Raw genomic sequence first — 13,818 nt, 5'->3', positions numbered from 1 at the left:
GATGGCCCTGGTTGCCTTGATCACTCTCTGTTTTTGGCCCCCGAGGGCGGGTGCGGAGGAATTCGATGGCGACGCTGCTCCCACTGTGCAGCAGTTGCTTCACGAAATCGATGCGATGAAGGAACAATTGCGTCGTCTCGAACACTGCAACGCTGCGACGCAAACTTCACAGCAGCCCCTCACCGACCAGCAATCGGCTCCAAGCTCTTGCTCGGTTGGCCCCGGCGAAGTGGGCACCTTGGAGTGTGATGCACAGCCAGGACCCCACTCAGGATATTGCTGTTGCGGCTGTTATCCGTGCCAGTGCCCGCAGCCCGAAGCACCCTGCATTGATTGCCCGCGCATCACCACGCTCAATCCGTACTTTAATGTGAATCTGTTCGGGGCATTGAAGGCGGACGTGCTTTTCAACACTGCACGTCCACTCTCGCCGGGAACCCCCTACTTGCTACTGCCCAAATCACCCCGAGGTTTGGATGAGACGACGTTTGACACACACGCCCGCCAAAGCACGCTCGGTGCGTTGTTGACGGGCCCGTCGGCCGGAGATTGGCAGGCGGGCGGAACGCTGTTGGCAATGTTCTTCAACGACAACGTGTTGGCCGATCAATACGGTTTTCTGCCGTTGCTGGCGTTCGGCGAGTTGAAGAATACGGATTGGCGGTTTGCCGCCGGCTTGCAGTTCGACGTATTCAACCCACGATTGCCAACCGTTCTTCCTTTCGCGGGTCTGTCAGGATCAGGAAACTCAGGCAATGCGTTTCGTGGACAAGTGCGGCTGGAACGTTATTTCAATCCTTCCGAAGACGTACAGTGGACGATCCAAATGGCGTTGAGCGAACCGATCGCAACCAGCATCGATCCGTTGTTTCGTCTGCTCAGCGAGGACAACGGTTGGCCCAATATCGAACTGCGTCTGGCCCTCGGTGTTGGTGCGCCGGAGTCGGACGAGTCGCGACCGTTTGAGTTTGGCGTTTCCGGTGTGGTCGGACAACTGCGCAGCACACCACCCGCGCCGGGTAATCGCGTCATCTCGGATGTGTGGGGCTTGGGCACTGATTTCCGTTGGAAATTCAGTGAATCCTGTGGCGTTGCCGGCGAGGGATTTGTTGGTCAAACGCTCGGCACCTATAGCGGCGGCATTCTTCAAACGGTCAATACTGATACCTTGGAAGGCATTCGCTCGGTCGGCGGTTGGTTGGAATGGTTCTGTCACTGGACACCGCGTTTGCATAGCCATATCGGGTACGGGATTGACGATCCAATCGATCGCGATGTGAGTCTCAGCGGTCCGGTTCGGAACGAAACGATCTTTTCGACGCTGCTCTGGGATTGGACACAGTCCGTCCGCGTGGGACTGGAGTTCACTTGGCGCGAGACGGCCTATCAATCAATTCTGAGGGACAACGAGGGCGCGGGCTTCCACACTCAGTTTCAGTGGACTTTCTAGCTGGACAGCGCCTGGTTCATCACGATACCAGGCGAGTGACAAAGTCGTCTCTCGCTCCGCGAGATAACGCAGGTGCATTTTTGGTCCCGTGATTTCGACGGAGCGAAATACGACTATCACCTGCCGCTGCCCCGCTAGCTCTCCTTCAACAACCCAAGCTCTTCGGCCTTGACGAACGCTTCGCGACGTTTTGTGACATGCAGCTTCTCGAAGATGTGTTTCACATGCGTCCGCACCGTCCAGACTGAGATTGACAAAGTCTTGGCGATTTCCTTGTCGTAAAGCCGCTCGGCCAACAGCTGCAAGGTTTCAAGTTCCCGATTGGTCAACGGCTCAACATACGGCTCTGTACCCGACTTCACATCCGCGCCGGTGGGAACTGATTGCACGACCGGCGCCTGAATCGACGACTTCGACGCCTCGGCCTTCGGGTTTTTCGGAAAGGCCCGCAGCAGGCGATCGACATATTCAATCGAGACGTTGTCCAAGCGTGCTCGCTGTAGCAGGCTGGTCATCGGCTGGCCCAACTCGACAAATGGCCGGACCCATCTTCCCGGCTCCGCCAGCCCAAATGCCTCGTCAAGTGAGTCAAATGTGTCTTCGGTAGAACCTTGCATGTCCAGTGCGACAGCTTGCAGGGCGGCAGCCTCAATCGTCTGGTATGTGAATCGACCAGACTCATTCACCGCGCGAATCGCACTGAGAGATTCGGTCGCACTTGCCAGGTCTTGCTTCGAACCAGCTGTGATCAAACCTCTCGCTTGAGTCATTGGCGGAGCCTCTAACCAGAAGAACAACGTCGAGGGCATCGCCACTTCGTTGGCGGCGCGAGCCCACTGCAAGGCTTGCGCCCCGTCACCTCGCAGCAACGCAAGTCGGACGTGACAAGCCTGGGCCACGGACAGATATTGACGTTCGTTCAAGTCACGGGTGAATTCCTGCAACAGCTCCGCTGTCTCGTCGGCTTCAGCCTCGAACTGGCCGAGCTGCTGCGATAACGCAAGGCCCGCAAGCGCATCAACTGCCGCCCTGGGCTCCAGCACGTACCTCAGCTTGGCGACCTCAGCAAAATGACTCGATGCAGCATCGAACTCGCCGGCGTGCAGGCAAGTGGTCGCCTGCATGTAGGATGCCCAGGCCTCGGTGTTTCGGATACTGATCCTGCTGGCCACAAGGTGCAGGCGTTGTGCTTCGAGGCGAGCTCGCTGCAGGTCACCGGAAATCAGATGCGCAAAAGCCGACCCTGCGACCAGTCGCGAGAGAAGCTGGCCCTCGGCCGGGTCAGTCCGATCGATCCGATCTTCCAACCTTTGGACAGCCGAGTCTTGTTGGCCGTCCATGCAGAGCGCCAATCCGTACAACAGTTCGGCCTCGCCCTCATAGGGCCCCCCATCGCCAGATAATCTTGATAACGCTTCTTCGAAGTGCTGCTGACTTAGTCCGGCATGCCCCTCCCAATACTCGAGAAATCCACGGAAGAAGGAGAGTTCTCCTTGAACCGTTGGCTCCACCGTTTGATCGCGTAACAAGGCGTCGACCTCTTCGACGATCACCGTGATTCGCGCGACTTGAAATCGGCAATTTGCAATCCAAGCTTCGGTCAAGAGTAGCTTCGGCCGCTGCCGTTTGATGTTGGCCGGGAGCATTTCGAGCCAGCGCTTGACCGCATACCACCGATCCGCGTTGAACTCATCGCGTCGACACCGCTCGATGATCTCGACGGCCCCGACGACATCGCCGGCCGCCAACGCGTGCTCGATGGAGTCCGTGATCAAACTCTGACTTTCAAACCACGTGCTGGCTCGCGAATGCAAGGCTGCGATATCACTCTCTGAATGGTGTCGCTTCAATTGCCGCTTCAAGAGGTCTTGAAACAGGTGGTGGTAGCGGAACCATTCGCCACCTGAATCCAGCGGTACAACGAACAGGTTGGCAAGTTGGGCCTTTGCAATGAACTCGTCGCCGCTGATGCTTTTCGCATTGGAGTCGTTGCCCGACACGCAAACCGCCTCGACGAGCGACGAGCAAAATCGATTCAACACAGAGGTTTGTAGCAGGCAATCACGCACTTCCGCAGGTTGTCCAGCCAGAACTTGCTCAGAGAGGTAATCGTATACCTGCTGAAAACCGCCTTTCAATCCAGACAAGAACGCTTCCGGGTCGGATTGACTACGAAGGATAAGACCAGCTAGATGTAGGCCAACAATCCACCCTTCGATCTGCTTTTCGAGATGATCGAGTGTCGCTTCACTGACGGATGTTGAAACCATCTCGCCCAGCACTGCTTTGACTTCCGCTTTCGTAAAACGTAGGTCGCCTTGGCGAATCTCCGTCAACCAACCCTTGGCGCGCAGTGCGGACAGCGAGATGGGCGGATCATTGCGTGTTACCAACACCAAGTGCAACGGACGGGGCGGATAGAGCAACAACTTATCGAGCAACTCGTGGATTTCAGGATTTGAAATCAAATGGTAATCGTCCAACACAACAACCAGAGGCTCGGCGGCGACCGCATCCAGGTCATTGCACAAGGTCTCTGCGAGTAAAGATGGCGGTGGCAACTGCGCCGCGTCGAGCAGAACGCTCGTGTCAGAGCATGCGTCCGAGAAGCGAACTTGAACGGCGGCGACGAAGCCGCTTAAGAAGTCCCTCAGTTCACTGTCCGCTTCACTTAACTGAAGCCAAGCCGGCTCCACTTCGGCATCCTGTAGCCACTGCGACACCAACGTCGTCTTGCCATAGCCAGCCCGCGCCGACACGACCGTCAACGGACGGCGAGCATTCCGCTGAAGCAGTTCGAGTAGTCTCGGACGAGTAACGAGGCCTTGCACAGCAGCAGGCGGTCGCAACTTCGTCCGCGGAATCCTCTTCCCGGGCTGGTCTATGCGGGTCGATTCGCTCCTATTTGTATCATCAATTTCGGACTCAGTACTTCGTCTGACCGAAAAGTGCACTCGTCGTCAGACCCAACGATCATAGTTGAGCTGTTGCCCATCAGCCGTAGCACCAAGGTAAATCACGGACACATACTGTCACGAAAATCGACGCACGCAGTTTCGGCACCACCGTCAACGCCATGAGTACGGAGAGACGGACTCCGTTACCCGGCTTAGTCGCCTCCCTTCCCGAGACTCTAAATAGCCAGCGTTTACTGGGCGTCATTGCACAAGTTCTTTCCATACTGAGCTGACACAGATAGCAACTCGCGAGTGAAACGCAATGGAGCATGAGTCGCCCCTAATCAACCACCTACGGTCACTCCTCACTAACAGAGGTTGGACCACCTGCCAGCTCGAAGCAATTGCAGTTCAGCGCGGAGGTGGTGCAGACCGAAGAGAGTTTTGGCATTGAGCTGGCGCCACCCGGTGGCCGACGCCGGATAGACTTCCGATTCAGAGAAGAATGCCAACGCGATTTCGGCTGATCCGCAAGGAGAAAGTGAGTCAACCCCAACTGTGAGTTTCAATTGAGCAGGCTGCTTTGGGTCTTTGGTGGCCCGCTAATTCGAGTCGGCCAAATATTCCAATGAGTCTTGGCCGGCTTGGACGAAGCCTAGGATGCGCTCCCGCCAAGAGAACAAACCCGCGTCGTTTCCAGACTGTTCGACACAGTCACCTTCGAAGGCCCCGGCGGCAACATTGCAATCACGTTCCATATAAGCCTCCACAGGGATCTGGCCCACTACGGCCAAATCTCAACCACGCGCATGACCCAAATCATGTGGATGGACAATCTCGCCCCTGATATCCAGGAAGAGATTCTGTTCCTACCCAACACGGTCAGAGGCCGCGACCCAATCAAGGAAGCTGAAATCCGCCCCATCGCGAAGACTCTCGATTGGAATCGGCAACGCGAGATGTGGCGAGCGATCAAAGACTCTCAACCTGTTAACCCAAACCAAACATGAACCGTCTGGCTCGGTGGGTCGGAAGCAAACGGCGTGGTAACAAGCAGCCACCTTGTGAACCGAGAGCGCGCTAGTGCGCAGAGCAAAAACCATTGAGACGGACGCTGGCTCATGCGAAACTGGGACGGCCTAGTCCGAGAGAGAGGTTTCCGGCAAAACACCGAAACTTGAAAAACGCCCCAGACACGGCGTTTATTGACCTGCCAAGAATGGCTGGTGGAGACTCTCAATCTGCGAACTAGCCGAGAAGGTCAATTCCGCAGATTGAAAAGAGTACAGCGGAGGCAACAGTATTCGTAACAACTCTCATCTGAAATGATCATTCACAGCTACGCTCGCTCTTCGTGATTCAAGGATCACAACACCACATACTGATGCGGTTACACTATTTGATCTTACGATTGATTCGGATTGAGTGAAGGCTATTGACTCCGGCTTTGACGAGATGAATGGAACTCTGCTTACGAACCAACGCTTTTCTCCAGGTCAATGCAAATGGTCAACACTGTCCCCAAATCATCCCCACTTGTTGGTTCATCCCTGCTTATGCAATCGCGTTAAGAGGTCTGGTTCCTTCGTCGCTTCGGTCCGTTTCACTGATGCGAGTTAGCTTGAAGCGCAATCCACCTCCGCCGATGCGATAGACGGCACTAGGTCCGCCACGAGCCCACGGCTTGAAAGTCAGGCTGGACACCCTAGGCAAGTTTGCTCTCCCGAACGAGTGGATGATGCCAGCAACGGAAACCGCCACCTTGCCAATAAATGCCGTCGATTCTCGCGGTCAGGACTTCGGTGCCCTCGGCGCTTAGGGACTCTGCCAACTCCGGCATGTCGTCGCCCACGATCATGGTATTCTCGTCCAAGACCAGGCCATTACAGCCGAGCTTCTGCTCGGCATCTTCGGCTGATACATCAATGAGTTTCCAATCTTTAAGGAAATCAGGGATCCCCTTGATGAAGGCCTCTTTACAGATCACGGCGAGTCCGGGGCGTACCAAAGCGAGCACGCAATCGAGATGCAGGAAGTGACTACTCAGCGGAACCTCGTGGACGCGATATTTGTTGCCCAAGCAATTCTGCAGCCAACGCATTCCGGCCTTGTTCGACGCGTTGCCTGTATTTCCCACGTAGATGTCGCGGCCGACTAGCATGACGTCGCCACCTTCGAGAAAGGGGCCCGGACCATACTTTCCGTTCTCGTCGGCGGGGAAAGGCTCGGGCTCAGGCATCGACACGATTCGAGCGTTACTGTTGGCCAATCGGTCGCCAATGGTCCGGCGAATGGCAAATCGCTCCTTGCGTCGATTTGGCTCGTACATCGCGGTTTCGATGAACTTGTTTCCGATCACTAGCATCGGATCTCGCGGGTAAGTCTGCATGACCGTGTCATTCAGTTCTGCCAAGAAGGCTTCCTCAGAGGGAAGGTGTTTCTTGACCTGGTGAACGATGATGCCTCGATCTTCAAGAATCTGAATGATACCGTTGACCTGCTCCACGAATTGCGAAAACAAATCAGGGGCACAATCCTTGACCAGTTTCCCCGCGTGCTTTTCGATGAACTCGATTGACGTGTCGGGAAGAAATTGTTTGGGAGCTTCCGCCAACTTTGAAGGGAGGCGTAAGTTGGGTACTCCGACGACCACTTCTTTCAGGGCGCCCCATTCGTGGTTCACTTGGATCATCTTGCTCTTCGTTCCTTTCTTTTGATCCGCACCGTGTGCGGTCGAAGTCACTCCGGTTAGTGCTACGGCAGAGGCAGCTGCCGCAGCGGTTTTCATAAAGTCGCGTCGAACGGGTTGAATGGGATCTTTCATGTAAGTATCCGATTGAGGAAGTACGTCTTGAGGCCAGAAAACAATCGTTTGAACAACGCAGCATATTCTAAGCATTCGAGCAGATAAGATGCCGCGTATTGACTTAGTGTGTCTCGTCGTCAACGCAATATACCAAGCCCGACAGGTGGAGTGCGTCCAGCTTGGTATCCGCACGATTGTGTCAAACACGCTCTTGCCAGCAACCAGCAACACTCGGGGTTGTCCTCGCAGGATCGTGAAATAGCAGCAGAACACCACTTTCCCAAGCTCTGAACGAACCGCGTTCCCTTGCGTAATCGTTACGACCCCAACCGTGGGGATCGAAAAAAACGCACCGAGATACCAAACCTAGAGAATCGGAATAACGAAGACGATAGAGATGAAGCCTGTGATCAGCATTATTGTCAGAGTCGGAAGGTTCAAGTGATTTTCAATATTAAAAGTGTCTTTCTGTCCGCAACGCTTCTGTTGGGCGTGATGACTCCGATGGTGGACGCTCAAACTGCCGCAGACAATTCGCAACGAATTTCGGAGCTTGCTCGTCAGCTTGAGGCGACACGAACCGAACTCAACACCACTCGCTCGCAGTTGCAGCATTTACGTGAGCAATCCGCTGCGGACAGTTCGCAAGTGACGTGGCACGACTCGCCGGAGTTCACTGGGTTGGATCAAGCGAGCCAATTGAGTAGTTTCAGCGAATCTGGATCGGTGGTTCAAGCAGCCAACGCCTTCGCATGCGATTCCTGTCCGAACTGTCGAACGTCCGTTTGCTCGGGAGTGCCTGAACTATGTGATTGTTGCGCGGAGAAACTGTCGTGGAAGAAAGGGAAGTTTCGCATTCTTCCCTTTGGAGCCGTGTTCGCAGAAGCGATCGGCACTAACAGAAGCACACAATTGCGCGGCTCACCACTTTTCCTACTCCCCGGGCCAGCGCCGGGAATTGACGACTCTCGATTTACAGCGAGCGCCCAACAGTCCATCTTTGGTCTTAATATCACGGGGCCAGACGTTGGTGGGTTTCGAACGTCGGCGAATGTTGCAGTGAACTTCTTCGGTGAACAACCAATCCAAAACAATCCGGGCCTCTTTGCCTTGTTGGCCTACGCAGAGCTACGAAATGATGATTGGCGTTTTTGGGTCGGGCAAGACGCTGACGCGATCGGTCGCCAAAACACGAACTCGCCCGCTTGGAGTTCACACAAAATGCAGGGGAACGTTGGCCAGATTCGGCCAGGCTTTCGAGCAGAACGATTCTTTCAATGTTCTGATATGATCGGATCGTCACTCTATTTCGGCTTGACGCAACAAGCCGTGAACGACTTCATCGCGGATCCAGTTGTGGCTGGAATCGATAACGGCTTGCCCAATGCCGAAGCGCGTTGGGAAGTGACGCTCGGACCGGCGGAAAAAGGTCAAAGGCCGTTGCTGTTCGCGATCGGAGGACTGATCGGCGAAACGCGAGCGGTCGATAACCTTGCCCTGTCGGCAAGCAATGTGTCCACCTCGTGGGCGGTCATTCCCGAGCTGCGGATGGAGTGGGAGAGGTGGGGATTCCAGGGTGAGTGTTTCGCCGGACAGGCGATTGGCACTTACAACGGAGCAATCGGGCAAAGCCTGAATCCGAATGACGGCGAGGCCATTTACAGCACGGGCGGATTCGGAGAGTTTTTCTTCCATCAGTCTCCCTCTTTCACCACATCCATCGGATACGGAATCGACAACCCGAGGGACAGCGACCTCGGTACGATCCCGCCAGCGGGCACGGTGGGACAGCGCGCCCGGAACGAAGCCTACTGGCTGAATTTCATCTGGAGACTGAGCGAGGAATGGGAGACTCGCTTTGAGGTGAGCCACCTCGAAACGACGTACATTGCGCCAAGCAACAACAGCTCGACGATGTTGTATCACGGTTTGGTAAAGTACAGTTTTTAACGTCTACGTTCTGCACTTGAGTCGACCCGCCCGCGATTCAAACCCCGGCATCGATTGGGGCAGCTTTCGAACGTGACTTCTCTGGGTGAACAGAAAACTGCGATTTCTTCGCAACGCTCTAGTGCTTCATCCAACTTTGATTTTGGGGTAGCGGAACTCGTCAAGAGTTTCGGCCCACACCGTAAATCACCGAAAGTCTTGACGACTTCCGCTACGGCTGAACCCCAATCTTTAATCTGGTCAAAGCACTAGTGCTTTGTTACAGCTTGATTTTAGGGTAGTGGGATTCGCCAGAATTCCTTCCTGGTCTGTGAATCGCAAGGAATTCTGGCGAATTCCACTACGGTTCAACCCGAAGTCTTAGCTGTGACAGAGCTCTAGTACAACGTTCGTATTCGCAATCCGAAGACTGTCACGGAACTTTTTGTCGGAGCATTCGAGGGGTCGATGACGACCTGGATGTCGGGTGTCAAATGGGTATGCGGCGTGATGAAGAAGCGGTAGAACGTCTCAAAAACACTCTGATTGCCCAAGCCCCGATCGGATGGTTCTTGCCATGAGAAGGCAGTGCCGATCAAGTCGTAGTTCTGGTAGAAGGGGCCTTCCAAGCCGATTCCGACGGAAAGGTTTTCGCGAATCCCGTTGAGACCGCGATCGGCGTAGGCGTACCGCAAGAAGGGTACGAACTGTCCATCGGATCCGACCTGCTGCTCCATCGTCAATGCGACACCTTGGTCGCTTCGCCGCCCCACTCGTTTTCTCGCATCAATGTGCCACAGCGTGATGTGGTAGCTGCCCTCGTCTATCTCATTTTCGTTTGGGAACCAGCCCAGTTCGACTGCGGAAAAGTACTCCGCGTCATCAAAGAACGTGCTGAGACCAGACGTGGTGCGTTGGCCGTTGGCATCGTGAAGTCCGGCGACAAGGTAGGTGGAATCGGTCGGGTAGATTGCTCCGGCCATCCCGATCCCGGCACCGGGCAATGGCATCGGCGTTGTATCGGCGAAAGCCGGACTAAGAAATGCGTAGTTTGAGCTGACGTAGCGACCGCCGTCATAAATTAAAGCGGGATCTATCTTACCCGCCCGCATCATGAGTCCATCCTCGAAGGAACCTTGTTCCCAATATAGCTGCACCAACGAGAAATCCTGCACTCCAAAGCCGACAATCGTGCCGCCAACCGTTCCCGTATCGAGCTTGTTTGGGGAAGTACTCGACATGCGATGGCGTGTTTCCGAACTGAAGACAAGCGAACCAGGCCAATCATCTTCACGTCCAGTCAGGTGCCAGCGACCGAAGAAGTCAAAGTCGCCGCCACTCACTTCACGCGGGCCACGCGCCGACGTGTCAGCCGTTTGATAGACCGCCGTGTAGTTTAGCCCGAGGTCCAGTCGAAGCGATTCGTTGACGCGTTTTGTTGAGCGACCCCAAAGATCATTCAGTGGCGTTAAAGGTCCGTAGGGGAAAATCGAATCGATGCTCTCGTCGGACTCATGCAATTGGTAACCGACATCGTCCGGCACATTGCTCAACTCTCGTTCACCAATCAACCCATGTAAACGTCCGGTTGTGGTTTGGCCTGAACTTGATGACTGCGTGTTTGGGCCGGTGGAAGACTGGGCGCAAACCGGGACCGAACTGACCAGGGCGACGATCAACGCCAGCAGAATGTAGAACAATGATCGGTGCATCATTTCACTGTGGATACCAATCCATCATCGCGTCCTGAAGTCCAGAGGTCATCATGACCTCCATGTTGAAGGCACGTGTGTAGGATGGATGATCGACTTGCCCATCCGGTAAAACGGAAATCCCGCTATCGGGAACGAGAAACGACCGCGGCGCGTCGTAGTGCACGTAACGAGAAAACGTGTAGATTGAGGAGTTCTCGGCCATTTGATGTGCGAATACCGTGTTCGGCACCAGGATCCCTAATCCGCCCCCCAAGCCCTTGTTCTCGCCACCAGCCCTTGTGCTCGCCACCAGTTCGTTCAATCACGACGAAGCATCGACTGCATCCGCGTGTACAGGTAACTGGTTTCAATTGTTATACGTGTCTTCTGCCATCGACGTTTCATTTGGTTGGTGCCAATCAAACTAGTTGGCCAAGTCTGCAATAGCCGCATCAAGGTCCGGTAATTCATTTTATGCTGGCAGCGACGTCTCCGTTGATATCAAACCCTTCCAGCCATGACGTCGTGCAGTTTTTAAGTATGGAATTTGTATGGAGTTACAGCCAGTCACCTCTCCCTTCGGGAGAGGGTCGATTGAAGAGCTAGGTACCCCAAGCGGGAGTTGAAGTTGGATCGGCCATTTGCGATTCGACCTCCCCTCGCTGCGCTCGACCCTCCTGCTAGGAGGGTGGATTCGTAAACTGCACGATCTCGCATGTGGGGTACCGAATCGACGAGTAGCGTTGGGGCCATGACTTTCGTAGGATGTAGCCGACTTTCATTCGTGATAACTAGCAACCTTTCGCTAGACGCGAGCCAGATATCTAACCTCAATCATCATGACACGGGTTACCGAAAATCAACTTGAACAACGCGGCCTATGGATGTCTATCTATGGGGCTCTGTTCATGGCGGTGCTGGGAATTGGATTCGCTGTCGTCACATCATCCGATGCCGTGCTGCTGGACGGATTGTTCTCTCTGGTGGGCTGCGCCGTTGGATTTGTTGCGCTGCGAGTGGCAACGCTCGTGCTTCAGCCAGGCGATGATGTGTTCCACTTTGGTTATGCGGCCTTCGAGCCGATGCTGAATCTGACCAAGGGTTTGTTGATGGCGTTCATTACCTTGTTTGCCCTCGTGTCGGCAATTATCGTCATCATCGATGGCGGACGGGATGTCTCAGCGGGCTGGGCGATGGTCTATGCTCTCGTCGCGGCCAGCGGTTGTTTTGCGATAGCCATCGCGCAATCGAATCTGTCAAAGCGGACGCGCTCTCCCTTGCTGCAGGTTGATACGCAGAATTGGTTGGTTGACGGAATCCTTTCGGTGGCCGTAGCGGTTGCGTTTCTGATCGCGATGCTGCTTGCCAATTCGAGCTTCGCCTATCTGATGCCGTACATTGACCCAGCGGTCGTGATTGTTCTCGTTCTGCTCAGCTTGCCAATACCGGCAAAGATCATTCGCGACAACTGGAATCAAATCGTCGGCAAAGCACCCGATCTCGCATTTCAGGATCGCGCCATTGCAGCCATTCAATCGGCGTTTCCTGGTGACGAGACCGTCCAAACGAAGATGCGGGTGCAACAGCTAGGGCGTCTCAGCTACATCCAGTTGTATGTTCTCTGTGGGGAAAGGGCTGACTACGGCCTGAAAGATCTCGACGAATGTCGACGCGAAGTCGCCAACGCGTTGGCTGGCGCGCTGGATCACCTAGCGTTGGATGTGATATTCACGCGAGATCCTCAATGGATCGCCGCTTCGGTAGGTTACAAAACCGATTCGAAACGGGATCATGAGGCTTCCGGGGAACCACCCCAGGCAACCTCCGCCAACGACGCACCAGTGGGATAGGCTTCCGGTCTGTTGTTGGTCATCGAATCGTGCAGGTTTTCGGCATCTCAAACAACTGCTTCGGCTTGAGAGCCGAGCCAGTGAATCTGCATTTTATTTGGTTTCGCATATTTTGGAGGGTTTGTATTCACCTATCGACGATCGATTCAAGTTATAGTTGGCAGCACCCCTCTTTGGCGTAAGTGCCCGGTATCTTTGGAACACAACAATGCAATTCACATTTTCAAATCAGGTGCGACTGGTTGCCGCCGCATGTCTTCTCGCGGGATCGTTCTTTAACTCCTCAACCAAGGGGGCTGCGAACGGGGCTGACAAAGTCGTGTTAGCAAACCTGGATAGGTACGACGCATACCTGAAGATCAGAACAACCCGTCGAGAGATCAAGCCTGGTAAGGCTTCGGTCCTTGTGCCTCGGTCCTTCCCCGTAACGATCGAGCTTTGGGCAGGCAACACCAGGCGCGCCTGGAAGACGCAGACAATCACAAAACCTGGAACCTACGGATTAAACTTCAAACGTGGCAACTGGGAACTGACCGAACTGAAGAAGCGAACGACCAGTGCGAAGCCCGTTGTAAGATCGGCGGCGAGGCCAAGTTCGCGGATCGTTCGCAGGCACATTATCGATCGGCCGGTGCGACGTTTGCCGCTCAACGCTGATCGCAACCGTTGGTCTCCGTTGGCCCGGGCTGCGTATGCGGCCGGAACCATCTATCAATTTGTTCGTGACGAACAGGATCGCGAACTTCTGCGTCATCTCTTGATCCGCGCTCGCGAGGACGAGGATTGGGAGCAGTTGGAGGATTGGATTCGTGACTGCAAGATTCCTGAGTTGTATAAGGATGATTTGCGAGATGCCTTTGATGACTTGAGTCGTTTGAGCGATGCCCAGTGGGACGACGTGGTTACGGCAGACGAAGAGGACTGGGACGCGGCCCGAGCGGATCTGGGGGACTTGATGTCCGAGGCCGAATGGGACAATGTCACCGCGGACTTCGAAGAGATTGATTCCGTTGACTTCTGGCAAGACGATGTCGACCTTGACCTGAACGATTTGAACTTTCGATTCGGTGATGACGCAATTGGATCGGGTGACCATGCGATTGATTTTGGCGGACGACTTGATTTCCAAGAAGATCTCGATGTTGGCGACTTTGGCATCGGCTACGACAACTATGATCTCGGTGGATACGAT

General features: G+C 54.7%; 9 protein-coding genes. 5 read left to right on the top strand and 4 right to left on the bottom strand.

Going from position 1 to position 13,818, the window contains the following annotated elements; translation table 11 throughout:
* The first annotated feature begins 1 nt into the window (after nucleotide 1).
* Nucleotides 2–1,450: a hypothetical protein gene (locus CA13_RS12595; RefSeq protein ID WP_146397138.1), complete on the top strand. Its 1,449-nt coding sequence runs from the start codon at nucleotides 2–4 to the stop codon at nucleotides 1,448–1,450.
* A gap of 134 nt (nucleotides 1,451–1,584) precedes the next feature.
* Here CA13_RS12595 and CA13_RS12590 read toward each other — a convergent pair whose 3' ends face one another.
* Nucleotides 1,585–4,281, bottom strand: coding sequence for a winged helix-turn-helix domain-containing protein (locus tag CA13_RS12590; protein WP_419194252.1), 2,697 nt, complete (start codon nucleotides 4,279–4,281; stop codon nucleotides 1,585–1,587).
* Nucleotides 4,282–5,156: 875 nt separating this feature from the next.
* Between CA13_RS12590 and CA13_RS12585 the strand changes: the two genes are divergently transcribed.
* The gene (locus tag CA13_RS12585; protein WP_419194251.1) at nucleotides 5,157–5,357 is read left to right on the top strand and encodes a hypothetical protein; all 201 of its coding nucleotides are present in this window, start codon (nucleotides 5,157–5,159) and stop codon (nucleotides 5,355–5,357) included.
* Between the two features lie 695 nt (nucleotides 5,358–6,052).
* On the opposite strand, the gene CA13_RS12580 is transcribed toward CA13_RS12585, so the two are convergent.
* Complete coding sequence (locus tag CA13_RS12580; protein ID WP_419194250.1) at nucleotides 6,053–7,171, bottom strand: arginine deiminase-related protein; 1,119 nt, start codon at nucleotides 7,169–7,171, stop codon at nucleotides 6,053–6,055.
* Nucleotides 7,172–7,594: 423 nt separating this feature from the next.
* On the opposite strand from CA13_RS12580, the gene CA13_RS12575 reads away from it, so the two are divergent.
* Entirely contained in the window at nucleotides 7,595–9,103 is a 1,509-nt protein-coding gene (locus tag CA13_RS12575) for a hypothetical protein (RefSeq protein ID WP_146397131.1), read from the top strand.
* 377 nt (nucleotides 9,104–9,480) lie between these two features.
* Here CA13_RS12575 and CA13_RS12570 read toward each other — a convergent pair whose 3' ends face one another.
* Together CA13_RS12570 and CA13_RS12565 are read right to left on the bottom strand one after the other, a co-directional pair.
* Entirely contained in the window at nucleotides 9,481–10,797 is a 1,317-nt protein-coding gene (locus CA13_RS12570) for a carbohydrate porin (protein WP_146397129.1), read from the bottom strand.
* Between the two features lies 1 nt (nucleotide 10,798).
* Entirely contained in the window at nucleotides 10,799–11,086 is a 288-nt protein-coding gene (locus CA13_RS12565) for a hypothetical protein (RefSeq protein ID WP_146397127.1), read from the bottom strand.
* A 529-nt stretch (nucleotides 11,087–11,615) separates the two neighbouring features.
* Here CA13_RS12565 and CA13_RS12560 point away from each other — a divergent pair.
* Nucleotides 11,616–12,626, top strand: a complete 1,011-nt coding sequence (locus CA13_RS12560) for a cation diffusion facilitator family transporter (protein WP_146397125.1) — start codon at nucleotides 11,616–11,618, stop codon at nucleotides 12,624–12,626.
* A 208-nt stretch (nucleotides 12,627–12,834) separates the two neighbouring features.
* On the top strand, nucleotides 12,835–13,818 hold a 984-nt coding region (locus tag CA13_RS12555; RefSeq protein ID WP_419194249.1), incomplete at its 3' end, for a hypothetical protein.

Origin of the sequence: Novipirellula herctigrandis (assembly GCA_007859835.1) — a bacterium.
In the GTDB taxonomy this organism is placed as follows: Bacteria; Planctomycetota; Planctomycetia; order Pirellulales; family Pirellulaceae; genus Novipirellula_A; species Novipirellula_A herctigrandis.
This window is presented reverse-complemented; position numbering and strand designations above follow the sequence as displayed.